This is a genomic window from Mesorhizobium sp. WSM4847 (assembly GCF_055811335.1).
The window spans coordinates 85,390-109,936 of the sequence record NZ_JBVVPY010000004.1 but is presented as its reverse complement, the minus strand read 5'-3'; the positions used below and the strand labels follow the sequence as shown (position 1 = coordinate 109,936).

22 protein-coding genes and 1 tRNA gene are annotated in these 24,547 nt (G+C 63.5%); 15 read left to right on the top strand and 8 right to left on the bottom strand.

Annotation, left to right across the window (positions count from 1 at the left end; translation table 11 throughout):
• Positions 1-34: 34 nt before the first annotated feature.
• From AC0L28_RS06900 to AC0L28_RS06885, 4 genes are all read right to left on the bottom strand, one after another.
• Positions 35-844, bottom strand: a complete 810-nt coding sequence (locus tag AC0L28_RS06900; protein WP_128172921.1) for an ABC transporter permease — start codon at positions 842-844, stop codon at positions 35-37.
• On the bottom strand, positions 844-1,566 hold the full coding sequence (locus AC0L28_RS06895) for an ABC transporter permease (protein WP_473476369.1): 723 nt from the start codon (positions 1,564-1,566) through the stop codon (positions 844-846). Before AC0L28_RS06895 ends, AC0L28_RS06900 begins: the two co-directional genes overlap by 1 nt.
• Positions 1,567-1,725: 159 nt before the next feature.
• Entirely contained in the window at positions 1,726-2,520 is a 795-nt protein-coding gene (locus tag AC0L28_RS06890) for a transporter substrate-binding domain-containing protein (protein ID WP_473476367.1), read from the bottom strand.
• 49 nt (positions 2,521-2,569) lie between these two features.
• Complete coding sequence (locus AC0L28_RS06885; RefSeq protein WP_036261459.1) at positions 2,570-3,382, bottom strand: ABC transporter ATP-binding protein; 813 nt, start codon at positions 3,380-3,382, stop codon at positions 2,570-2,572.
• Between the two features lie 218 nt (positions 3,383-3,600).
• Between AC0L28_RS06885 and AC0L28_RS06880 the strand changes: the two genes are divergently transcribed.
• From AC0L28_RS06880 to AC0L28_RS06870, 3 genes are all read left to right on the top strand, one after another.
• Complete coding sequence (locus AC0L28_RS06880) at positions 3,601-4,449, top strand: dimethylarginine dimethylaminohydrolase family protein (protein ID WP_128244757.1); 849 nt, start codon at positions 3,601-3,603, stop codon at positions 4,447-4,449.
• Complete coding sequence (locus AC0L28_RS06875) at positions 4,446-6,026, top strand: 5-guanidino-2-oxopentanoate decarboxylase (RefSeq protein WP_473476365.1); 1,581 nt, start codon at positions 4,446-4,448, stop codon at positions 6,024-6,026. Before AC0L28_RS06880 ends, AC0L28_RS06875 begins: the two co-directional genes overlap by 4 nt.
• A gap of 161 nt (positions 6,027-6,187) precedes the next feature.
• Positions 6,188-6,895: an SDR family NAD(P)-dependent oxidoreductase gene (locus tag AC0L28_RS06870; protein WP_091592748.1), complete on the top strand. Its 708-nt coding sequence runs from the start codon at positions 6,188-6,190 to the stop codon at positions 6,893-6,895.
• A gap of 147 nt (positions 6,896-7,042) precedes the next feature.
• On the opposite strand, the gene rpsA is transcribed toward AC0L28_RS06870, so the two are convergent.
• From rpsA to aroA, 4 genes are all read right to left on the bottom strand, one after another.
• Complete coding sequence (gene rpsA / locus AC0L28_RS06865) at positions 7,043-8,740, bottom strand: 30S ribosomal protein S1 (protein WP_473476363.1); 1,698 nt, start codon at positions 8,738-8,740, stop codon at positions 7,043-7,045.
• Positions 8,741-8,943: 203 nt separating this feature from the next.
• Positions 8,944-9,594, bottom strand: coding sequence for a (d)CMP kinase (cmk, locus tag AC0L28_RS06860; RefSeq protein ID WP_287344923.1), 651 nt, complete (start codon positions 9,592-9,594; stop codon positions 8,944-8,946).
• Complete coding sequence (locus AC0L28_RS06855; RefSeq protein ID WP_473476359.1) at positions 9,591-9,917, bottom strand: hypothetical protein; 327 nt, start codon at positions 9,915-9,917, stop codon at positions 9,591-9,593. Before AC0L28_RS06855 ends, cmk begins: the two co-directional genes overlap by 4 nt.
• Positions 9,917-11,275 carry a 3-phosphoshikimate 1-carboxyvinyltransferase gene (aroA, locus tag AC0L28_RS06850; RefSeq protein WP_473476357.1) on the bottom strand — a complete coding sequence of 453 codons (1,359 nt, stop codon included), beginning with the start codon at positions 11,273-11,275 and terminating at the stop codon, positions 9,917-9,919. The genes AC0L28_RS06855 and aroA overlap by 1 nt, the downstream gene beginning before the upstream one ends.
• Positions 11,276-11,471: 196 nt before the next feature.
• Here aroA and AC0L28_RS06845 point away from each other — a divergent pair, with 196 nt between their 5' ends.
• The 12 genes from AC0L28_RS06845 to AC0L28_RS06790 all read left to right on the top strand — a co-directional run.
• Positions 11,472-11,858, top strand: coding sequence for a TIGR02300 family protein (locus AC0L28_RS06845; RefSeq protein ID WP_023796772.1), 387 nt, complete (start codon positions 11,472-11,474; stop codon positions 11,856-11,858).
• 170 nt (positions 11,859-12,028) lie between these two features.
• Positions 12,029-12,104: transfer RNA gene (locus AC0L28_RS06840), tRNA-Ala, on the top strand.
• 663 nt (positions 12,105-12,767) lie between these two features.
• Positions 12,768-13,367 carry an ANTAR domain-containing response regulator gene (locus AC0L28_RS06835; protein WP_023796771.1) on the top strand — a complete coding sequence of 200 codons (600 nt, stop codon included), beginning with the start codon at positions 12,768-12,770 and terminating at the stop codon, positions 13,365-13,367.
• 2 nt (positions 13,368-13,369) lie between these two features.
• Positions 13,370-14,608, top strand: a complete 1,239-nt coding sequence (locus AC0L28_RS06830; protein ID WP_287180502.1) for a CmpA/NrtA family ABC transporter substrate-binding protein — start codon at positions 13,370-13,372, stop codon at positions 14,606-14,608.
• A 360-nt stretch (positions 14,609-14,968) separates the two neighbouring features.
• Positions 14,969-16,285: a CmpA/NrtA family ABC transporter substrate-binding protein gene (locus AC0L28_RS06825; RefSeq protein ID WP_473476354.1), complete on the top strand. Its 1,317-nt coding sequence runs from the start codon at positions 14,969-14,971 to the stop codon at positions 16,283-16,285.
• A 60-nt stretch (positions 16,286-16,345) separates the two neighbouring features.
• Positions 16,346-17,242 carry a nitrate ABC transporter permease gene (gene ntrB, locus AC0L28_RS06820; protein WP_128172929.1) on the top strand — a complete coding sequence of 299 codons (897 nt, stop codon included), beginning with the start codon at positions 16,346-16,348 and terminating at the stop codon, positions 17,240-17,242.
• A gap of 11 nt (positions 17,243-17,253) precedes the next feature.
• Complete coding sequence (locus AC0L28_RS06815; RefSeq protein ID WP_023796767.1) at positions 17,254-18,051, top strand: ABC transporter ATP-binding protein; 798 nt, start codon at positions 17,254-17,256, stop codon at positions 18,049-18,051.
• A 397-nt stretch (positions 18,052-18,448) separates the two neighbouring features.
• Positions 18,449-18,640, top strand: coding sequence for a hypothetical protein (locus tag AC0L28_RS06810; protein ID WP_128168358.1), 192 nt, complete (start codon positions 18,449-18,451; stop codon positions 18,638-18,640).
• Between the two features lie 115 nt (positions 18,641-18,755).
• Positions 18,756-19,997: an MFS transporter gene (locus tag AC0L28_RS06805; protein ID WP_473476685.1), complete on the top strand. Its 1,242-nt coding sequence runs from the start codon at positions 18,756-18,758 to the stop codon at positions 19,995-19,997.
• A gap of 19 nt (positions 19,998-20,016) precedes the next feature.
• Positions 20,017-22,467, top strand: coding sequence for a nitrite reductase large subunit NirB (gene nirB / locus AC0L28_RS06800; protein WP_473476349.1), 2,451 nt, complete (start codon positions 20,017-20,019; stop codon positions 22,465-22,467).
• On the top strand, positions 22,467-22,802 hold the full coding sequence (gene nirD, locus AC0L28_RS06795) for a nitrite reductase small subunit NirD (protein WP_208602492.1): 336 nt from the start codon (positions 22,467-22,469) through the stop codon (positions 22,800-22,802). The genes nirB and nirD overlap by 1 nt, the downstream gene beginning before the upstream one ends.
• Before the next feature lie 3 nt (positions 22,803-22,805).
• On the top strand, positions 22,806-24,547 hold a 1,742-nt coding region (locus tag AC0L28_RS06790; protein ID WP_473476346.1), incomplete at its 3' end, for a molybdopterin-dependent oxidoreductase.

The following is a 24,547-nucleotide window of genomic DNA, read 5'->3' as shown; positions in this document are numbered from 1 at the left end:
CTATTCGCTATTCGCTACTCCTATTCGCTCCTCACTAACCAATCTTGTTCGGGATCCGCGCCTCGATCTTGCCGAGGGCGAAGACCAGGATGCCGGTGATCGCCATATAGATCAACGCCAGGAGCAGCAAGGGTTCATAGGTGAGGAAAGTGCTCTGCCGCACCTTTGACGAGACGGCGAATATGTCGATCACGCTGATGGTCGCCACCAGCGGCGTCGATTTCAGTTGCAGCACGGTTTCGCCGGTCAGCGTCGGCAGCGCCCGGTAGAAGGCTTGTGGCAGCCAGATCCGCCGCAGGATCTTCCAGCGGCTCATGCCGAAGGCGCGCGCCGCTTCCAACTGTCCTTTCGGCACCCCGGCGAAGGCACCCCGCATCACTTCCCCCTCGTAACCGGCGAAGGACAAGGTCAGCGCCAGGACGCCGTAGGGCCATGCTTGCCTGAGATACGGCCACATCCAGGACTCGCGTACCCATGGGTACTGTGGAAACAGCGAGCCGAGCCCATAGTAGAGCAGCCAGAGCTGCAGCAGCAGTGGCGTTCCCCTGATGACGGTGCAGAAGGCCTTTGCAGGCGCCGCGAGCCAGAACGGGCCGGCAGCCTGCGCCAATCCGAGCGGCACGGCGAGCAGGAAGCCCAGTGTGCAGGTGACGGCGAGGATCCAGAGCGTGCGCCAGAGGCCGTCAAGCGCCATTTCGTAATATTGCGGCAGCCAGTCCCAGCGCATGAAAAAAGCGGCCGCGAAAACCAGCGCCAGTCCAGTCACAATCAGCACGATGCGGTGCGGCTGCAACCACAGCGACGCGCGGGCGGCTACGTTGACGATGGTCGTTTCGACAGCCATCAACGCGCCTCCTTGAGCGAGGGCATGCCGCGCCGAGCCCAGACCTCGATGCGGCCGATGATTAGATTGGAGACCAGCGTCAACAGAAGATAGATCACGCCCGCGGCGAGGAAGAAGGTAAGATAGGCTTTGGTTACGCCCGCCGCTTGCCGCGTCGCCAATGTCAGTTCGAAGAAGCCGACGACCGCCAGCAGGGCGGTGTCCTTGGTGGCGATCAGCCAGAGATTGGCAAGGCCCGGTATGGCGAAAGGCAGCATCGCCGGCAGCGTGATGCGTCGCAGCAGCAGGCCGGGAGACATGCCATAGGCGCGCGCGGCTTCGATCTGTCCCTGCGGGATGGCAAGGATCGCGCCGCGCATCACCTCTGTCGAATAAGCGCCCTGGACGAAGCCGAGCACGGCAATGCCGGCCATCAGCCCGCTGATATCGATGCGCTGATATCCCATTGCCGTCAGCAACTGGTTGATCAAATCGGTGCCGGCATAATAGAGCAGCAGGATCAGCACTAGCTCCGGCACGGCGCGGACGATCGTCGTATAGACTGCCAGCAGATCGCGCACCACAGGCCCGCCATAGAGCTTGCCATACGCACCGCAAATGCCGATGACGAGGCCGAGACCGAACGCACCGGCAGCGATCTCGACCGAGTGGAGCAGTCCGACCAGAAGCGTTCCGCCCCAACCGGGTGGCGTCGGCGAAAGCAGTTCGATGATGCGGGCCACAGAGGCCGGAAGAAATGCGTCGATCAGCGTCGCCCCCGAATTGCTGGCGCCAAAACCACCGGAGATGCCGTCAGCGGAAAGCTTGCATAGGTAGAGTTCGACGAAGCCACACGGCGCGCTGTCTGCGCCGCGTGGTTGTTCGCTCGGGGATGCACGCCGTCAATTCGACTGTGGGTCGGCGCCATAGATGTCGAAATCGAAGTATTTCTTCGAAATCTCGTCATATTTGCCGTTGGCGCGGATCGCCTTGATGCCGGCGTTGATCTTCTCCTTCAACTCGGTGTCCTCCTTGCGGACACCGGCGCCGACGCCGGGCCCGAGGATCGCCAGATCCGGCGCGACCGTGCCCTTCAGATCGCAGCATTGCTTGCCCTGATCCGATTTCAGGAAGGCATCGAGCGCGATGGAATCGGCCTGCACGGCATCGACACGGCCGGCGGCAAGATCCTGATTGGCTTCGTCCTGGGTCTGATATTCCTTGATTTCCGCGGCTTCGGTGAAGTGCTTCTTGACGTAGTCGGCATGCACGGTCGAAACTTGCACGCCGATGATCTTGCCCTTGAGATCTTCCGGGATAGCGCCGAACTTCTGGTCCTTCGGTCCGATGATAGCTGTCGGGGTGTTGTAATATTTGTCGGAGAAGTCGATCGTCTTCTTGCGCTCGTCGGTGATCGACATGGAACTGGCGATGACGTCGATCTTCTTGGTCGTCAGCGCCGGGATGATTCCGTCCCAGGCGACGGGGGTGATGACGCAATCGAGTTTCTGCTCGGCGCAGACCGCGTCGATGAATTCGATCTCCCAGCCAACCCATTTGCCGGAAGCATCCGGCGAGGTGAACGGCGGATAGGGTTCGGCAGCGACGCCGATCTTGACCGGCTCGGCCTTTGCCATGCTCATCGCGGCGACGCCGAGCAGAAGTGCTGCGGCAAATGTTTTCAGAACGGTCTTCATGCCAAAAACTCCCAGTTTGTTGTTGTTCCCGTTTTTCGTCCGCCTCGGCTTAACCGATGTTGCGGATGAATTGCTTCAGCCTTTCGGATTTCGGTGCGCCGAAGATCTGCTCCGGCGGCCCTTCTTCCTCGACCAGTCCGTTGTAGAGGTAGACGACATGCGTCGCGACCTCGCGGGCGAACTTCATCTCATGGGTGACCAGCACCATGGTGCGGCCTTCGCGTGCCAGGTCGCCGATCACCTTCAGCACCTCGCCGATCAGTTCCGGATCGAGCGCCGAGGTCGGCTCGTCGAACAGCATGACGCGCGGATTGATGGCCAGCGCCCGGGCGATGGCCGCACGCTGCTGCTGGCCGCCTGACAGATAGGCCGGATAGACATCGCGCTTTTCGGCCAGGCCGACGCGGGCAAGCAGCTTTTCCGCCTCGGCGATGGCCACATCGCGCTTGACGCCCAGAACATGCACCGGAACCTCGATGACGTTCTCGATCAGCGTCATGTGGCTCCACAGATTGAAATTCTGGAAGACCATGCCGAGCTTGGAGCGGATGCGCTCGATCTGCTTGCGGTCGGCGGGAACGGTGTGGCCATGACTGTCGGCCTTCATCCGGATCTCCTCGCCATTGACGCGGACGATTCCGCTGGTCGGGTTCTCCAGGCAATTGATGCAGCGCAGCAGGGTCGACTTGCCCGAGCCGCTGCCACCGATGATGGCGATGACCTCGCCGTCGCGCGCCGACAGCGAAACGCCTTTCAGCACATGCAGTTCGCCGAATCGTTTATGCAGGTTCTCGACATGGATGGCTTCGGCGGCGTCGTTCTGCGCCGTGTACTTCAGGGCGGGGGCGGTGCCTTGCGCTATCACCTTTGCGGTGCCTCACGAAATGGCCGGACCCGCCGCTGCTGGAATTTTTTACCCATTACCATCACTGGACAGACTTCTCATTCTCAAGATGTACCGTTCCGCTTGCCTCCGTCAACCATGCTTTTTGGACCATTGATCACTGCTCGCTGAGTGGCTATTGGCTGGATGGGATGGTTCAGGAGCACTTGGTGGGTAAAGCATACGGGTCGCAGTCCATGGCCGGGCCCCTGCAGCGCGTGCTGATGCGGTCCGCCGCAAGCGCTATGGCCCGCGCCAAAACATCGGAATGGCACTATGGTGCGGGCTTCGATCCGCAAAAGGCCGCCGCCCAGCATGAGGCGCTGACGACGCTGGTTCTGGCATCCGGCGCCGCGATCGAATGGCTGACCGACGCTGATGACGGGCTTGCCGATTCGGTCTTCACGCATGATCCTTCGTTGATGACCGACCACGGCGCCATCATCCTTGCCATGGGCAAGGCGCTGCGCCGGGCCGAGCCCGGCCTGCACGAGGCGGCCTACAAGCGCATGGGCGTACCTATCCTCGGCCGCATCGAGCCTCCCGGACAGGTCGAGGGCGGTGATTGCGTCTGGGTGGATTCACTGACCCTGGCCGTCGGCCGCGGCGTGCGCACCAACCAGGACGGCATCCAGCAACTCGCCAACCTGCTCACCCCCAGGGGTATCCAGGTCTATGGCTACGACCTGCCGCTCTGGCATGGCGAGGACGCCTGCCTGCATCTGATGTCGGTGATCAGTCCGCTGGCCGACGATCTGGCGCTGGTCTATGCACCGCTTTTGCCGGCTGCCTTCTACCAGATGCTGCGGGCGCGAGGCATTCGCCTGGTCGAAGGCGACGCCGGGGAGTTCTTCGCCTCCAACGGCCTCAGCCTCAATGTGCTGCCGACCGCGCCGCGCGAGGTGATCGCCGTTGCCGGCTTCCCGAAGACGGCGGCGGCCATGGCGGCCGCCGGCTGCAGGGTTTCAACCTTCGAGGCGGACGCACTGTGCATCGCCTGCGAGGGCGGACCGACCTGCCTCACACGTCCGGTGCTCAGGCAATGACGACAGTCGGCGAAGCGCTCATCACTTTGCTCGAAGCCCATGATGTCGATACGGTTTTCGGCATTCCGGGTGTGCATACGGTCGAACTCTATCGCGGCTTGGCGCGCTCGAAGATTCGCCACGTCACCCCGCGTCATGAACAGGGCGCCGGGTTCATGGCCGACGGCTATGCGCGCGCCGGCGGCAGGCCGGGCATCGCCTTCGTCATCACCGGACCGGGGCTGACCAACACCATCACCGCGATGGGCCAGGCCCGTGCCGATTCGGTTCCGATGCTGGTGATCTCGGGCGTCAACGCCACGCCGACACTGGGCAAGGGCCTTGGCCATCTGCACGAACTGCCCGACCAGCGCGGCATGATGGAAAAGGTCGCGCTGTTTTCGCACCGTGTCACCGACGCCGACGAACTGCCGGGCGTTCTTGCCCGCGCCTTCGCCCTGTTTTCGTCGTCGCGTCCGGGCCCGGTGCACATCGAGATCCCGACCGATATCATGGTCAAGCCGGCCGGCGGCATCGCCGCTTTGCTGACGAATGTCGCGCCGCCCGAGCCGAATCCGGCGGCGATAGCAGAGGCGGCAAAACTTTGCGCGGCTGCCCGCCGCCCGCTGGTCCTTGCCGGCGGCGGCGCCAAGAGAGCCGAAGCGCCGTTACAGCGCCTTGCCGAAAGGCTGGGAGCGCCGGTTGTCCAGACGGCCAATGCCCGCGGCCTGCTGCACCGCCATCCGCTCGGCGTGCCGGCCAGCCCCAGTCTGAAGGTGGTGCGTGCATTGATGGCCGAGGCCGATCTGGTCATTGCCGCCGGCACCGAATTCGGCCCGACCGACTACGACGGATATGGCGACGGTGGCTTTGTCCTGCCGTCCAATCTGATCCGCATCGACATCGGCGCCGACCAGCTTGCCCGCCGGCCCGCCCGGATTTCGATCCATGCCGATTGCGGCGCAGCACTCGAGGCGCTGCTTGTCGAGATTGGTACGGACCAGCCGGCATCGGGCGACGGCCAGTCTCGCGCCGCTGCGACAAGGCAAGCAGCCTTTGCCGAAATGGCCCCGGCCCTCCAGGCGCAAACCCGCGCCGTCGAGATGATCCGCGATGCATTGCCGGGTTCGATCATCGTCGGCGATTCGACCCAGCCGGTCTATGCCGCCAACCTCTATTACGATCACGACCGTCCGGGCGGCTGGTTCAACGCCGCCACCGGCTTCGGCGCGCTGGGCTATGGTCCGCCGGCGGCGATCGGCGCAGCCCTTGCCGTGCCTGATGCGCCGGTCGTTTGTCTCACCGGCGACGGTGGTTTCCAGTTCACGCTGCCGGAACTGGGCGCCGCGCTCGACGCTGCGGCGCCGGTGATCTTCGTCGTCTGGAACAATCTCGGCTATCGCGAAATCGAAACCTCGATGCTCGATGTCGGCGTCGAGCCGGTCGGCGTCTCGCCGGCGCCGCCTGATTTCTGCAAGTTGGCCGAGGCCTATGGCATTGCCGCCGAGCGGCTCGCCGGCATCGGTCATCTGGCAGACGCACTCAAGCGCGCGCGGGCGACCGGACTGCCGTATGTCATCGAGATCACCATCGATTGAGTGCTGTGGCAGCGTCTGCCTGGGGATGCGATCCGCGTCGGATGGCCGACGTTCTGACGCGCACAAGCGGCGCTGCGTCATCAAGATTTCGGTTGAGTGATTGCGCGAAAGGCGCGACCTTCGGCGGCGGTGCGGCATAAGAGTGACAGGAGCGGTCGTAGATGACGGATACACTGGACGGCAGGCATGTTGTGGTGACCGGCGGCACCGGAGCGCTCGGTGGCGCGGTTGTCGGCAAACTGCTGGAGCAGGGCGCGATCTGCCATGTGCCGAACGCCCATGCCGCCGCGCCCGCGCATTTTCCCTTCCCGGCACATGAGCGTGTCAGGCTGGCGCACAATGTCGATCTCGCCGATCCCGCCAAGGTCGATGCGTTCTTCGCCAGCGTTACGGATTTGTGGGCATCCATCCATCTGGCCGGCGGCTTCACCGCCGCGCCGGTCGAGAAGATCGAGCCCGCGTCTTTTGCCGAAATGATGGACACCAACGCGCGCACCACCTTCCTGTGCTGCCGCGCGGCGATCCGCTCAATGCTGGAATCTTCCGTGTCGGGCCGCATCGTCAATATCACGGCGCGTGCCGGGCTCGACCTGCGGCGCGGTTCCGGCATGATCGCCTATGCCGCCAGCAAGGCAGCGGTCGCGGCAATGACGGTGGCGATGGCGGAAGAACTCAAGGGCAAGGGCATCCTGGTCAATGCGGTCGCGCCCTCGACCCTCGATACGCCGGCCAACCGGGCTGACATGCCGGCCGCCGATTTCGGCAAATGGGTCAGCCTCGAAGCGGCGGCGGAAGCGATCGCCTACCTCGCTTCGCCGGCCAATCTGGCGATGAGCGGCACACTGGTGCCGCTTTACGGCAGGGCCTGATCTATCTCTTTGTTTGAGCGCGGATTTCCCAAAACCGGTTTGCCAGGTTTGGGGTTACGATGCTCTGACCATGGTCAAACAAAAACCCCGCCGGATCGCTCCGGCGGGGTTTTTTAACAGGCCGCGCGAGGCGCGGCGTTAGTGGACCTAGCTACCCTGCTTCTTCAGCGCGGCGCCCAGGATGTCGCCCAGCGAAGCGCCGGAGTCGGTCGAGCCGTACTGGGCGACCGCTTCCTTCTCTTCGGCGATTTCCAGCGCCTTGATCGAGACCTGCAGCTTGCGGGTCTTCTTGTCGAAGGCGATGACGCGGGCATCGACCTTCTGGCCGACCGTGAAGCGCTCGGGGCGCTGCTCGTCGCGGTCACGGCTGAGGTCGGAGCGCTTGATGAAGGTCTCGATGCCGCTGTCGACCAGCCGCACTTCCAGGCCGCCATCCTTGACGCCGGTAACCTCGCAGGTGACGACCGCGTTCTTGCGCAGTTCGCCTGAAGTCGCCGCCTCGCTGGCCGTATCCTTGGCCAGCTGCTTGATGCCGAGCGAGATGCGCTCCTTGTCGATGTCGACGTCGAGCACCTGCGCCTTGACGGTGTCGCCGCGATTGTACTCCTCGATCACCTGCTCGCCCGGACGCGTCCAGTCGAGGTCGGAAAGATGGACCATGCCGTCGACATCGCCTTCGAGGCCGATGAACAGGCCGAACTCGGTCTTGTTCTTGACCTCGCCCTCGACCTGGCTGCCGACCGGATGGCTGCTGGCGAAAGCCTGCCACGGGTTCTCGAGCGTCTGCTTGAGGCCGAGCGAGATGCGGCGCTTGGCCGGATCGACCTCGAGCACCACCACGTCGACTTCCTGCGTCGTCGACAGGATCTTGCCGGGATGTACATTCTTCTTCGTCCACGACATTTCCGAAACGTGGATGAGACCCTCGATGCCCGGCTCCAGCTCGACGAACGCGCCGTAGTCGGTGATGTTGGTGACGGTGCCCTTGATCTTCTTGCCGATAGGGAATTTCGTTCCGATCTCGGACCACGGATCGCTCTCGAGCTGCTTCATGCCGAGCGAGATGCGGTGGGTTTCCTGGTTGATGCGGATGATCTGCACCTTGACCGTCTGGCCGATGTTGAGGATTTCGGTCGGATGGTTGACGCGGCGCCATGCCATATCGGTGACATGCAACAGGCCGTCGATGCCGCCGAGGTCGACGAACGCACCATAGTCGGTGATGTTCTTGACGACGCCTTCGACCACCTGGCCCTCTTCGAGGTTCTGCACGATTTCCGAACGCTGTTCGGCGCGGCTCTCCTCGAGCACGGTGCGGCGCGACACCACGATGTTGCCGCGGCGGCGATCCATCTTGAGGATCTCGAAAGGCTGCGGATTGTGCATCAGCGGCGAGACGTCGCGGATCGGACGGATGTCGACCTGGCTGCGCGGCAGGAAGGCCACGGCGCCGTCGAGATCGACGGTGAAGCCGCCCTTGACCTGGTTGAAGATGACGCCTTCGACGCGCTCGCCCTTGGTGAACTTCTCTTCGAGACGGACCCAACTCTCTTCGCGGCGGGCCTTCTCACGCGAAAGCATCGCTTCGCCAAGCGCGTTTTCGATGCGCTCGACATAGACCTCGACCGTGTCGCCGACCTTAAGCGTCGAATCCTTGCCCTTGACGCCGAATTCCTTCAGCGGCACGCGACCTTCGACCTTGAGGCCGACGTCGATGATTGCCATGTCCTTTTCGATCGCAGTGATCGTGCCCTTGACGACTTGGCCTTCGCCGGAATGGCCGGCGGAAAAAGATTCTTCGAGCAGGCTCGCGAAATCATCGCGAGTGGGATTTGCAACTGACATAGTTTCTCCTGGAATGCCCGCATCTCAAGCGGGGCGGGCGCCGTGGGTTAGCGTTGCGTTGGCCTGCCGGCGTTCCGGGCCTCAAAAAAGCCCTTGGCCGCCTAAGCGGCAATTCCGGCGCATGAAGAATGCTGGCAGGCTGGTTCGTGCCCGATATGGGTATCTTTTCGCCGCCGGCAATCGGCAACGGCAGGAAACCCGGCTCAGGCTTTGTTTCTCTTGGCCAGAACGTCGTCGATGATCGCCTTGGCCGCCAGGAACGCGGCTTCTATAGCCATTTCCGACGTGTCGAGCAAGTGCGCGTCGGCGGCCGGCTTCAGCGGCGAGTCGGCGCGACCCATGTCGCGCTCGTCGCGGCGCAGGATATCGGCGAGGATATCGTCGAAATCGGCGGTGCCGCCGATGCTCTCGATCTCGGCCAGCCTGCGTTGTGCCCGCACCTCGGCGCTCGCCGTCACATAGAGTTTTATGTCGGCGTCGGGACAGACCACTGTGCCGATGTCGCGGCCGTCGAGCACGGCGCCCGGCGGCGCCTTGGCGAATTCGCGCTGCTTTTCGACCAGTATGCGCCGCACCGAAGGGATGACAGCCACTTTCGAAGCCGCTTCGCCGACCGCATGCGCCGTCAGCACCGACCGGTCGAGCTTGGCCAGGTCGACCTGCCGGGCAGCGGTCTCGGCGGCCGAGACATTGTCGAGCGGCAGGCCGAGCCGAAGCAGCGCATGCGCCACCGCGCGATAGGTGAGGCCGGTGTCGAGCAGGTTCAGCCGGTAATGGTCGGCCAGTCGGCGGGCAAGGGTGCCTTTGCCCGCGCCTGCTGGGCCGTCGATGGCGATGGTGAAGGTTGGACTCATCTAGCTTGCCTAAACAGACGGAACGCCAGTACCGCCAAGGCGATCAAAACCGATAATGGCAACGCAATGAAAGGTATTACGCCAATTGTCATAAAGGCCATTGCTCCAAACGCTTTGAAAATTACTGCAAGAAAGACCCAGTCGTTATTTTCTAGAAACTCGCCTGCATAGGCGAACAGGTACATGGTCAAAAATTGCAGGGCCAAAAGCCAAAAAAGAACAGCAAAAATGCCGACACGCTTTTTGAAAACGACGCGTTCGATCAGATAAGGGACCAACGCGGCCCCAAGACAGCCCGCTAACACTGGCCAGTCTCGCAGCATCAATCAATCTCCGCGCCCAGCCCCTTCATCAACCCCATGAACTCCGGAAAGCTGGTCGCGATCATCGCCTGGTCGTCGATGGTGACAGGCTTTTCCGTTGCCAGTCCCATGACGAGAAAGCTCATGGCAATGCGGTGGTCGAGATGGGTCTGGACGATGGTGCTCTTTCCGTTCGGATGTTGGCCAAGCCCCTTGCCGCCGGGTTTTCCACGCACCGCCAGTGTGGCTTCGCCCTCGGTACAGTCGACGCCATTGAGCTTCAGCCCTTCGGCGACCGCCGACAGCCGGTCCGATTCCTTCACCCGCAGCTCTTCCAGTCCCTGCATCAGCGTCTCGCCCTCGGCAAAGCTCGCCGCGACAGCAAGCACCGGATATTCATCGATCATCGTCGGCGCCCGTTCGGGCGGCACGGTGACGCCCTTCAGCTCGGAGTAGCGCACCCGCAGATCGGCGACATCCTCGCCGCCTTCATTGCGCGGCTCGAGAACGTCGATCCGGGCGCCCATTTCCTGTAGCGTCAACAAAAGACCGGTGCGGGTCGGGTTCATCAGCACGTTTTCGATTGTAACGTCCGAGCCCGGCACGATCAGCGCCGCCACCAGCGGGAATCCGGCCGATGACGGGTCGCCCGGCACAGCGATTGTCTGGCCGGTGAGCTTGCCCTGGCCCTCGATGAAGATGTGGCGCACGCCGCGCTCGTCGGTCTCGACCGACAGATTGGCGCCGAATCCCTGCAGCATCTTTTCGGTGTGGTCGCGCGTCATCACTGGCTCGATGACGGTGGTGATGCCGGGCGTGTTCAGCCCGGCGAGCAGCACCGCCGACTTCACCTGGGCCGAGGCCATCGGCACGCGGTAGGTGATCGGCGCGGCGTGTTTTGGGCCGCGCAGCGTGATCGGCATGCGGTCGCCGGGCGTCGCCTTCAGCACCTGCACGCCCATCTGGCGCAGCGGCTCGAGCACGCGGCCCATCGGCCGGCCGGACAGCGAGGCGTCGCCGATGAAGGTCGTCTCCATGTCGTAGGTGCCGACCAGGCCCATGGTGAGGCGCGAGCCGGTGCCGGCGTTGCCGAAATCGAGCGGGCCTTCCGGCTGCAGCAGCGCGCCGTTGCCGGTGCCGCGGATCACCCATTCAGCGCCGCGCTTCTCTATATGCGCGCCCATTGCCTTCATCGCGGCGCCCGTGCGCATCACGTCCTCGCCTTCCAGCAGGCCGGTGATGCGGGTTTCGCCGGAGGCGAGGCCGCCGAACATGAACGAGCGGTGCGAGATCGACTTGTCGCCGGGCACCCGTGCTGTGCCTGAAAGCACTGGCGATTTGCGGGCGGTGGCCGGTTTCGGGGCGGCAGTATGCGACATGGGTTTTCCTTGGGTGAAAAAAGCCGGTGGCTGGCCTTTTTCTTCTGGTTTGCGCGGTCTCGTATCACGGCGGGCGGAAATGGTCATCCCCTTGCAAGAGGTCGCTCAACGCGGGGATTTGTGACGCTGGCTTTAGGCTTTGACAGCGCCGTAAACTGTGGTTATGGGGACCAAACTTTCATCGACGAGGCTTGCTGTGGCAAAACCCGAACTTGGCACCAAACGCATCGACCCCGAGACGGGTCAAAAATTCTACGATCTGAACAAGGATCCGATCGTCTCGCCCTATACCGGCAAGAATTATCCCCGCTCTTATTTCGAGGAAGGCAAGATTGCCGCCCTTGAGGAGGAAGAGGAAGTTGCCGAGAAGGAAGTCGACGCCGAGGAGGAAGAGGGCGTCGAGGTCGTCTCGCTCGAAGAGGCGGACGAGGATACGAAGCCCGACGATCTTCCCGATCTCGGCGATGACGAGGACGATGTGGACCTCGGCGACGACGACGATACCTTCCTCGCCGACGAAGAGGAAGAGGACGACGATGTCGCCGACATGATCGGCGTCGGCGATGACGACGACGAAGTCTGATCCGGCCTCTCACACAGCGCCCGCCGACTTTCGCGGGTTCTTGATAAAAAGCGGCTCTTAAAGGCTTGATATTGACGGAAGGCGGGGTTAGAAGCCGCCTGCACTAACGGCGCGGTCTCAACCCGCGCCGGATCTCTTCGCCGGCAACGGCGCCGGTTGACTGCCGGAGTGGGGCCATAGCTCAGTTGGGAGAGCGCTTGAATGGCATTCAAGAGGTCGTCGGTTCGATTCCGATTGGCTCCACCAGTTTCCTCTTTGGGAAAATCAGTCTGATTTTGGCCTGCCTATAACTGGCAGGCCCGACAACTCGCGCGGATCCCTGAAAGTTCGCCGTATTCGGCTAGTCTGAGACTGAAAACCCCGGCAACCACCGGGGTTTTCAGCACACTAACTGCTAATAATACCAGCCCCAGACCCAAACACGCCTGCGAAAACACCGTCTGCGCAGACGGCCATATCGCCAGGCACGACGACAGGCCCTTCTCCAAGCCCGCCGCCGGCGCCGCCGCCTGCGGTGCCAGCTCCGATGTCGGACCGGCTCCGCCTGAGTATCCTCATCTTCGAACGGCTCTGTCTCCAGCGCGTCGAGTTCATCGAGGATGCCACTTCTGGCGCTCGGTACGCCGGCCACCGCGTTGATTGGCCGAACTGCGCTCGCAAGGGCTGCTGCCCCAGCAACGCCCAACACTCCTGTCAAAAATAATCGCCGATCCATGGAACCTCCAATTCAAAGCCAGCGAGACAAGGTCGCAATTGGGAAATAGCGCGGTGGATACAAAAGCAAAGTCAGATGCGTTTAGAGAGGCTTAACGGTCGGTTCCGCGAACATGTTACGGTCCCCGAAGCGATGACTTCGTCAATTCTCGCCATGCCGCATTGCACAATCACGCTGCGTGCGCAAAATGCGGCATGATCCGGAAATCCCTCACCGTCCTGGTGATCGACGAAAACCACATCCGCGCCTCCATCATCGAGGCGGGATTGCGGGAGGCCGGGCATGAGCAGGTCACGGTCGTTCACGATGTTGCGGGAATAGCGCGGCGCATTGCCGAGATCGAACCGGACGTAATCGTCATCGATCTCGAAAATCCCAACCGCGATATGCTTGAAAACATGTTCCAGCTTTCGCGCGTGGTGAAGCGGCCGATCGCCATGTTCGTGGACCGGTCGGATCAGGCTTCAATCGAAGCTGCGGTGGAAGCGGGGGTCTCCGCCTATGTCGTCGACGGGCTGCGCCAGGAGCGCGTCAAGCCGATCCTCGACATGGCGATCAGCCGCTTCAACGCGTTCTCGCGGATGGCGCGCGAACTTGAGGAAGCCCGCAGTGAATTGGAGGACCGCAAGGTCATCGACCGCGCCAAGGGCATCCTGATGCGATCACGCGGCCTGTCGGAGGACGCGGCCTATACGCTTCTGCGCAAGACCGCCATGAACCAGAACCGCAAGATCAGCGAAATCGCGCAGAGCCTGGTGACGGCGGCAGGCCTTCTGGATCCCGGAGAGAGTTGAGCATGGCGGCCGAACACCAGATCAACGCAGGTTTCATACCGCTCTTCGACAGCGCCGTCCTTGTCGCAGCGAGGGAGATCGGCTTTGCCGCACGCGAAGGCGTCGACCTGACGCTCAGCCGCGAAACCTCTTGGGCCAACATCCGCGACCGCATCGCGATCGGGCATTTCGATTTGGCGCATATGCTGGGGCCGATGCCGATCGCCTGCAATCTGGGGCTCACCCCGCTCGCCTCCGACACGATCGTGCCGTTCTCGCTGGGACTGGGCGGTAACTGCGTAACGGTTTCGAACACGCTCTGGGCGGGCATGGCCGCGCACGGCGCCTTGCCCGATCTCAATCCGGCGCGGGCCGGCAAGGCCTTGGGAGCGCTGATCCGTGAACGGGCAAATGCCGGTCGCGACCCCCTGCGCTTTGCGGTCGTGCATCCGCACTCCGGACACAATTACGAACTGCGCTACTGGCTCGCCGCCTGCGGCATCGATCCGTCGCGCGAAATAGAAATCGTCATCGTGCCGCCGCCCTTCATGGCCGACGCACTCGCCGCCGGCAGGATCGACGGCTACTGCGCCGGCGAACCGTGGAACAGCGCCTCGGTCGTCGCCGGCACCGGCCATATCGCCACGGTCAAGGCCACCATCTGGAAGACCAGCCCCGAGAAAGTCGTCGGCGTGCGCAAGGCCTGGGCCGAAAAACACCCGCAAGCGCTTTCGGCGCTGCTGCGCGCGCTCCATCACGCCGCGCGCTGGTGCCAGGATCCGGCAAACCGCGGCGAACTGGCCGCCCTGATGGCGCAGCCTTCCTTCCTCGGCCTTTCGCCGGCGCTACAGATGCCGATCCTGACCGGACATCTTGCGCTGGGCGGCGGCGCGGAACTGACCGTCGAGGACTTCTTTCTGGCTTTCGGCAAGGCGGCAAATTTTCCGTGGAAAAGCCACGCGCTGTGGTTCTACACGCAGATGGTCCGTTGGGGGCAGGTCAAGCACAGCGCTGCCCACATGGCGCTCGCGCGGGACACCTACCGGCCCGACCTCTATCGCGCAGCGCTGAAGCCGCTCGGCGTCGCACTTCCCGGCGCCAATTCTAAGGTGGAGGGCGCGCTGGCGTCTGCCACACCTGTCGGCTCCGCCGGCGCCAGTCTGGTGCTCGGCCCCGATGGTTTCTTCGATGGCCAGATATTCGATCCCGACGAGGTCGACGCCTACATTGCCGGGCAGAAATTGGCGCGCGCCGAAGCCTGATCATTTTCGCGCCATTCTTGTGCATTGCACAAAAATTATGCGTGCAACGGCGCTAATGAACAATCTTTGGCTTGCTCGCCCAACGGGCCAGCGCGCCGATGATTGTGGCATGCCGTTGATCTCATTGATGTTTGTCATCCATTCCGAAACTGGCACGGTTCCTGCTTTGCAATAAGCAGACTCTTTTCGGGTCACGGAACAGGCGTCCAATGGCGGGCGCTACAGGCAAAGCTGCCGCTCAGGTCAACACGCGATCCCGGATGGACGGACGCGCGCGGCCTGGCCGGCGGCTTTTTTTGTTTTGACCGAGCACGGCAATCGACGGCGCTGATCCCAAGCAGTGCCCAACGGGAGACGACGATGACGAAACGCATCAAGACTGAAGCCCTTCTCGAGGGCATGACCCGCCGCAATTTTCTGATGGCAAGTGCTGCCACCGCGGCAACCCTGGCAGCGGCACGCGCGCTGCTGCCGTCTGGCGCCTATGCGGCGCCCGCGGCACCGGAAGTCACCGGCGCCAAGCTCGGCTTCATCGCGCTGACCGACGCGGCGCCGCTGATGATCGCCAAGGAGAAGGGCCTGTTCGAGAAATTCGGCATGCCCGATGTCGAGGTGCTCAAGCAGGCCTCCTGGGGCGCGACGCGCGACAATCTGATGCTCGGCGGCGAAGCCAACGGCATCGACGGCGCCCATATCCTGACGCCGATGCCTTACCTGATGCATACCGGCAAGGTGACGCAGAACAACCAGCCGATGCCGATGGCGATCGTCGCGCGGCTGAATTACGACTGCCAGGCGATTTCCGTCGCGCAGGAATATGCCGGCACCGGCGTCGGCCTCGACGCCTCCAAGCTGAAGGACGCCTTCGCGGCCAAGAAGGCCGAAGGCAAGGAGGTGAAGGCCGCCATGACCTTCCCGGGCGGCACTCATGATCTCTGGTTGCGCTATTGGCTGGCCGCTGGCGGCATCGATCCCAACAAGGATGTCTCGACCATCGTCGTGCCGCCACCGCAGATGGTCGCCAACATGAAGGTCGGCAACATGGACGTGTTCTGCGTCGGCGAGCCATGGAACGAGCAACTCGTCCATCAGGGCGTCGGCTTTACCGCCGCCACCACGGGCGAGTTGTGGAAAGGCCATCCGGAAAAGGCGCTCGGCCTGCGCGCCGCCTTCATCGACAAGAACCCGAACGCCACCAAGGCGATCCTGATGGCCGTCATGGAAGCCCAGCAATGGTGCGAAGCCATGGAAAACAAGGACGAGATGGCGGCCATCATCGGCAAGCGGCAATGGATGAACGTGCCGACAGCCGACATCATAGGCCGCCTCAAGGGCGACATCAATTACGGCAATGACCGCGTCGCCATCGGCACCGACCTCTACATGAAGTTCTGGAAGGGCGGTGTGTCCTATCCGTTCAAGAGCCACGACAGCTGGTTCCTCGCCGAAAACATCCGCTGGGGCAAATTCGCGGCGACCACCGACATCAAGGCGCTGGTCGATCAAGTCAACCGCGAAGATCTGTGGCGCGAGGCGGCCAAGGATCTTGGCGTTGCTGCGGCCGATATCCCGGCGTCTCCATCGCGCGGCGTCGAGACCTTCTTTGACGGCAAGATTTTCGATCCGGCCAACCCGTCCGCCTATCTCGACAGCCTCAAGATCAAGGCATCGGCCTGACGTCGACGGCAAGCGCCGCCGCTGCGCCGCTTGCCAGTGCTCAAGGAGCTTTTTGCGAAAATGTCTATTCAAGCCATCGAGGACACCAAGGTGAAGGCGTTCCCCGCGCCTGCCAAGCCTGCAGAGGTCATAGCTTTCACCGCCAAGGTGAGGCGCCGCTTCGATCCCGCCGCGATCGCCGGCAAGCTGGCGAGCACGCTGGTGCCGCCGGCCGTAGTCATCATCGTCATGCTCGTCGTCTGGCAGGTCGCCTGCTCGTCGCCCAATGCCAGCTTGCCGCCACCTAGCCAGGTATGGAACGAGGCCTACGATCTGATCGCCCATCCGTTCTTCGACTATGGTCCGCAGGATATCGGACTGGCCTGGCGGGTGCTGATCTCGCTGCAGCGGGTCGCCATCGGCTTCGGCCTGGCTGCCATCGTCGGCGTCGCGCTCGGTGCGCTGGTCGGCCAGTCGATCTGGGCGATGCGCGGCCTCGATCCGGTGTTCCAGATTCTGCGCACCGTGCCGCCGCTCGCCTGGCTGCCGCTGTCGCTGGCTGCCTTCCGCGATTCCAGCCCGTCGGCGATCTTCGTCATCTTCATCACCTCGATCTGGCCGGTGATCATCAACACTGCCGTCGGCGTCCGCAACATTCCAGAGGATTATCGAAACGTCTCCCGCATCCTCAGGCTCAACCAGCTCGAATTCTTCGTAAAGATCATGGTGCCGGCCGCGGCACCTTACATCTTCACCGGCCTGCGCATCGGCATCGGCCTGTCCTGGCTCGCCATCGTCGCCGCCGAAATGCTGACAGGCGGCGTCGGCATCGGCTTCTTCATCTGGGACGCCTGGAACTCGTCGCGGCTGCCCGACATCATCGTCGCGCTCGCCTATATCGGCGTCACCGGCTTCTGCCTCGACCGCTTGGTCGCGGCGGTCGGCGCCTTCGTCACCCGCGGCACAACGGCAAAGTGAGGAGAGGGGCGATGACGGCCTACCTGAAACTCGACCATATCGACAAATCCTTTGCCCGCGGCGGCCAGGTCAGCGAGGTGCTGAAAGACATCCGGCTGACCATCGACAAAGGCGAATTCGTCTCCATCATCGGCCATTCCGGCTGCGGCAAGTCGACCTTGCTCAACCTGATCGCCGGGCTGACCAGAGTCTCCGCCGGCGCGGTCCTGCTCGAGGACAAGGAGGTCGACAGCCCCGGACCCGAGCGCGCCGTGGTATTCCAGAACCACAGCCTTTTGCCGTGGCTCACCGTCTACGAGAACATCAATCTGGCGGTGTCGAAGGTGTTCGGTTCGACCAGGACCAAGGCCGAGCGGCATGACTGGATCATGCGCAATCTCGACCTCGTGCAGATGGCGCATGCCAGGGACAAGCGGCCCGCCGAGATATCGGGCGGCATGAAGCAGCGCGTCGGCATCGCCCGCGCGCTGGCCATGGAGCCGAAGATCCTGCTGCTCGACGAGCCCTTCGGTGCGCTGGACGCTCTGACGCGCGCCCATCTGCAGGATGCGGTGATGGATATCCATTCGAGGCTTGGCTCGACGACGATCATGATCACGCACGATGTCGACGAGGCGGTGCTGTTGTCCGATCGCATCGTCATGATGACCAACGGTCCAGCGGCGACCATCGGCGAGGTGCTTGCGGTGCCGCTGGCCCGGCCGCGCCGGCGCATCGAGCTTTCCTCCGACCGGACCTTCCTGCGCTGCCGCGAGGCGGTGCTGAAGTTCCTCTACGAACGCCACCGCTTCGTGGAAGCCGCGGAGTAAGGCCATGACCGAAAAACGCGTCATCATCTACAATTGGCAATCTGCATCGGCAATGAGCAATCTACCGCATTGCACAAATATTATGCTGCTGTGCAAGGCATTCTGACTAATCTTTGATCCGCTGCCGGGCTTGGTCAAAAATCGCGCGGCTGCGGTTCACATTGATTTAATTCGATAATCTGGAGCGCTGTCGAATTGGCACGCTTCCTGCTTTTCAAATTGTAGGTCCGAAAGGGCCAAGTGACACGGCGTCCAATGGCGGGCGCCACAGGCAAAGCTGCCGCTCAGGTCAATACGCGATCCCGGATGGACGGACGCGCAAAGACCTGACCGGCGGCTTTTTTGTTTTTACGCGATCGACGGCGCTGGTCCCAAGCGGCGCCCACCGGAGACGACGATGACGAAACGGATCGGAACTGGCGCGTCCCTCGCGGACTTCACGCGCCGCGATTTTCTGGCCAGCAGCGCGCTGACGGCGGCACTGTTCACCGCCGCGCTCCTGCTGTTTCCCGTCGGCGCCAAGACGGAAAACAAGGACCTGGCCGTGGCGAGCCCCGTCTCGTTGCACGCACTAATGCCGCGCCGCTGATCATTCACCCACAAACATCCGCGGTGCCTCCCACGCCGCAAACCGGAGCCAGACGTTGACCGCCAATCTCCCAGCCGCGCCCAGCCAGGACAATGCTCCCCGCCAGGCGCTTGTGATGTCCACCATCGCCTTCACCGTCTGCTTCGCGGTGTGGACGATATTTTCAATCATCGGCGTGCGCATAAAGCAGGACCTTGGGCTGAACGAGACGGAGTTCGGCCTGCTGGTCGGCACGCCGATCCTCACCGGTTCGCTCGTGCGCATGGTGCTCGGTGTCTGGACCGACCGTTTTGGCGGGCGGCTGGTATACACCGCGACCATGCTTGCGGCGGCGGTCGCGACGTTCCTGCTCGCTTTTGCGCATACCTACGGACAGATGCTGGTCGCCGCGTTAGGCGTTGGGCTCGCCGGTGGTTCCTTCGCCGTCGGTGTCGCCTATGTCTCGCGCTTCTTCCCGACCGGCAAGCAGGGCACGGCGCTTGGCATTTTCGGTGTCGGCAATGTCGGCGCCGCGGTCACCAAGTTCCTGGCACCGTTCGTGCTTCTCTCCTGGGGCTGGCAGTCGGTCGCGCTGATCTGGGCGGCAGCACTCGTCGTCATGGCCGCCGTCTTCTGGTTCACGACCGGCGACGATCCGGTCATCCGCGAGCGCCGCGCCGGCAAGGCAGCGCCTGCAAGAAGCTTCTTGCAGGAATTCGCGCCGCTCAAGAACCTGCAGGTCTGGCGCTTCGCCTTCTATTATTTCTTCGCCTTCGGAGCATTCGTGGCGCTGTCGCTGTGGTTGCCGCGCTACCTGATCGGCGTCTACGGCTTTGGCATCGCGACCGCCGGCATGATCGGCGCGGCCTATTCGATCCCTGCAAGTATCTTCCGCGCCTATGGCGGCGTGCTTTCCGACCGGATCGGCGCCCGCACCGTGCTCTACTGGACCTTCGCGGTCAGTGCCGTCGCGACTCTCGTTCTGTCTCTCCCCTCGGCAGACTACGTCGTGCACGGCATCAGCGGGCCGATCGCCTTCCATTTCGAGATCGGCCCGCTCGCCTTCATAGCCGTTGCCTGCGTGCTCGGCTTCTTCATGAGCCTTGGCAAGGCCGCCGTCTACAAGCACATCCCGGCTTACTACCCGCAGAGTGTCGGCGCGGTCGGCGGTGTCGTCGGCATGATTGGCGGGCTCGGCGGCTTTGTCCTGCCAATCGCCTTCGGCGCACTCAACGACCTCACCGGCGTCTGGTCGAGCTGCTTCATGCTGCTCTTCGTCATCGTCGCCACCTGCTTTGCCTGGATGCACTTCAGCATCCGGCGGATGGAGCGCGCGGCCGCCGCCGAAGCTTCAGGCCTTTCCTACGCGGCTGAGTGAGACCGGAGTGGATCAGGACATGACCGAAAAACTCGTCATCATCGGCAACGGCATGGCTCCCGGGCGCATGCTGGAGCACCTGCTGGAAAAGGCGCCGGACCTCTACCAGGTCACGATCTTCAATGCCGAGCCGCGCGTGAACTACGACCGCATCATGCTGTCGCCGGTTCTGTCCGGCGAAAAGGATTATGAAGAGATCATCATTCATGGCGATGGCTGGTACATCAAGCACGGGATCACCCTCTACAAGGGCCACAAGATCGTCGCCATCGACCGGCAGGCAAAGACCGTCACCTCCGACCACGGCGTCACCGAGCCCTACGACAAGCTCGTCATCGCCACCGGCTCGGTGCCGTTCATCATCCCGGTGCCCGGCCACGATCTGCCGGGCGTGCTGACCTATCGCGATCTCGACGACGTTCGGGCGATGATGCTGGCAGCGCAGTCACGGGCCAAGGCCGTGGTCATCGGCGGCGGCCTGCTAGGGCTGGAGGCGGCTGCGGGCCTGAACGCGCAGGGCATGGACGTCACCGTGCTGCATGTCATGCCGACGCTGATGGAACGACAGCTCGATCCGGCCGCCGGCTATCTCCTGCAGCGGGCCGTCGAGCAGCGCGGCATCAAGGTCATCACCAAGGCCAGCACCCAGGCGATCACAGGCAAGGGTAAGGTCGAGCAGGTGGAACTCGCCGACGGAACCATCATCCCGGCGACGCTTGTGGTGATGGCGGTCGGCATCAGGCCGAACGCCGCTCTCGCCAAAGAGGCCGGTATTGCCGTCAATCGCGGCATCGTCGTCGATGCCGGCATGCGCAGCAACGACCCCGACATCTTCGCGCTCGGCGAATGCGCCGAGGTCAACGGCATGGTCTACGGCCTGGTCGCACCGCTCTATGAGATGGCGCGTGTCGCCGCCAGCCAGTTGGCCGGCGACGAGGCCGCCGCCTTCGTCCATTCGGACACGCCGACCAAGCTCAAGGTTACCGGCATCGAGCTGTTCTCGCTTGGCGACTTTGCCGAGGGCGAGGACCGCCAGGAGATCGTGCTGCGCGATGCCGCGGCCGGCGTCTACAAGCGCCTGGTGCTCAGGGATGACCGCATCATCGGTACCGTGCTTTACGGCGAGACGGCGGACGGCGCCTGGTTCAACGACCTCAAGAAGAAGCAGACCGACATATCGGAAATGCGCGACACGCTTATCTTCGGCCAGTCATACCAGGGAGGCGCCTCCTTGGACCCTATGGCGGCCGTTGCAGCCTTGCCGGATGATGCGGAAATCTGCGGCTGCAACGGCGTTTGCAAGGGAAAGATCACTGGCGCGATCACGGCCAAAAGCCTGACCTCGCTCGACGACGTGCGCGCTCACACCAAGGCGTCCGCCTCCTGCGGCTCCTGCACCGGGCTGGTCGAGAAGCTGATGGTACTCACCATCGGCGACAAATATAATCCGGCGGCGGTGCAGCCGATGTGCGGCTGCACCACGCTCGGCCATGATGAGGTCCGCCGGCTGATCAAGGCCAAGGGCCTGAAGACCATTCCCGCCGTCATGCAGGAACTGGAATGGACCACCTCCTGCGGCTGCGCCAAATGCCGGCCGGCGCTCAATTACTATCTCGTCTGCGACTGGCCGGACGAGTATGCAGACGACTACCAGTCGCGCTTCATCAACGAACGCGTACACGCCAACATCCAGAAGGACGGCACCTATTCGGTGGTGCCGCGCATGTGGGGCGGCGTCACCAATGCCGCCGAACTGCGCGCCATTGCCGACGTCGTCGACAAATTCGAAATTCCAATGGTCAAGGTCACCGGTGGCCAGCGCATCGACATGCTCGGCATCCGCAAGGAGGATCTGCCGGCGGTGTGGGCCGATCTCGGCCAGGCCGGCTTCGTCTCCGGCCACGCCTATGCCAAGGGACTGCGCACCGTAAAGACCTGCGTCGGTTCGGACTGGTGCCGCTTCGGCACGCAGGATTCTACGGGGTTCGGCGTCCGCATCGAGAAATTCATGTGGGGCTCGTGGACGCCGGCCAAGGTCAAGATGGCGGTGTCGGGCTGCCCGCGGAACTGCGCCGAGGCAACCTGCAAGGATGTCGGCGTGATCTGCGTCGATTCAGGCTACGAGATCCATTTCGCCGGGGCAGCCGGCCTCGACATCAAGGGCACCGAGGTACTCGGCCTGGTCAAGACCGAGGACGAGGCACTGGAGCATATCGTGGCGTTGACGCAGATGTATCGCGAGCAGGGCCGCTATCTCGAGCGCATCTACAAATGGGCCAAGCGCATCGGCATCGCCGAGATCAAGCGCCAGATCATGGACGATGGCGAGAAGCGCAAGGCTTATTTCGACCGCTTCGTCTTTTCGCAGAAATTCGCCCAGGTCGACCCGTGGTCGGAACGCGTTTCCGGCAAGGACAAGCACGAATTCCGGCCGATGGCTTCGGTCGGCTTCGCGCAGGCGGCGGAGTGATGATGATGAATTGGATTGCTGTCGGCACGCTCTCAGACATTCCGCGCCGCGGCGCGCGCTGCGTCGCCACGCCTCAAGGCAAGATTGCTGTCTTCCGCACCGCTGACGATCAGGTCTTCGCCATCGAGGACCATTGCCCGCACAAGGGCGGGCCGCTCTCGCAGGGGATCGTCCATGGCGCGGCGGTGACCTGCCCTCTGCACAATTGGGTGATCTCGCTGGAAACCGGCAAGGCGCTCGGCGCCGATGAAGGTGCGGTGCGCACCATTCCGGTGCGGATCGAGGGCGAGCGCCTGTTCATTGCGCTGGAAGCGCTGGCCAGTCGCGCGGCTTGAATCATGAAGATCGACGAAGCGCGCGAGGTGAGGACCACCTGCCCCTACTGCGGGGTGGGCTGCGGCGTGCTGGCGAAGGTCGCCGCGAACGGTGAGGTAACCGTTCGCGGCGACCCTGACCATCCGGCGAATTTCGGCCGGCTCTGTTCCAAGGGCTCGGCGCTGGCCGAGACGATCGACCTCGACGGACGGCTGCTCTATCCGGAGATCCACGGTCGTCGCACCGACTGGGACGAAGCGCTCGACCTCGTCGCCTCGACCTTCACGCGGACCATCGCCGAGCACGGTCGCGATTCGGTCGCCTTCTACGTCTCCGGTCAGTTGCTGACCGAGGACTATTATGTCGCCAACAAGCTGATGAAAGGCTTCATCGGCTCGGCCAATATCGACACCAACTCGCGCCTGTGCATGGCCTCGTCGGTTGCCGGCCACCGCCGCGCCTTCGGTTCTGACACGGTGCCGGGCAGCTACGAGGATCTGGAACTCGCCGACCTGATCGTGCTGGTCGGCTCCAATCTCGCCTGGTGCCATCCGGTGCTCTACCAGCGCATTGCCGCTGCTCGGGAAAAACGGCCCGACATGAAGGTGGTGCTGATCGACCCGCGCCGCACGATGACATCAGACATTGCCGACATGCATCTGGCGATCGCGCCGGATGGCGACGTCGCGCTGTTCACAGGGCTGCTCGCCTATCTCGGCCAGCACAACGCGCTGGACCGCACCTATATCACGGCGCACACAACCGGCTTCGGGCAAGCCCTTTTTGCCGCTTCCGCGCTCGACCTTGCCGGCATCGCCGCTGCCACGGACCTCGGCGAGGACGAGCTTGTCCGCTTCTACAGCCTGTTCGCCGCGACGGCGAATACGGTGACCGTCTACAGCCAGGGCGTTAACCAGTCGTCCTCGGGCACCGACAAGGTCAACGCCATCATCAACTGTCATCTCGCTACCGGCCGCATCGGCAAGCCCGGCGCCGGACCGTTTTCGGTGACCGGCCAGCCCAACGCCATGGGCGGTCGGGAGGTCGGCGGCCTGGCCAACATGCTGGCCGCCCATATGGAGATCGAAAACCCCGAGCACCGCGACCGCGTGCAGCGGTTCTGGAGTGCGCCGGCCGTCGCCGAAAAGCCCGGCCTGAAGGCGGTCGAGATGTTTCAGGCGGTAGCCGATGGGCGCATCAAGGCGCTGTGGATCATGGCTACCAACCCGGTCGACTCGATGCCGGACGCCGATGCCGTCGAGGCGGCGATCAAGGCCTGCCCGTTTGTCGTGGTGTCGGACGTGTTGGCCAAGACCGACACGGTCCGCCACGCCCACGTCCGGCTGCCCGCCGCCGCATGGGGCGAGAAGGACGGCTCGGTCACCAATTCGGAGCGCCGCATCTCGCGCCAGCGCGCCTTTTTGGCCACGCCCGGAGAGGCAAGGGCCGACTGGTGGATCGTCGCCGAAGTCGCCAAGCGGATGGGTTTTGACGAAGCGTTTTCGCATCCGTCGCCAGCCGATATCTTCGCCGAGCACGCCGCGCTGTCGGCGTTCGAGAATGACGGCGCCCGCGATTTCGACATCGGTGCGTATGCCGGGGTCGATGCAGAGACCTATGAGGAGTTGGCGCCATTCCAATGGCCTGCGCCGAGCCAAGGCACCCCCCACGGGGGGGGGGGGGGGGGCGCCCCCGGGGCGCGGGGGGGGGGGGGGGGGGGCGGGGGGGCGCCCGGCCCCGGGGGGGGGGGCCCCGCCCGCGGGAG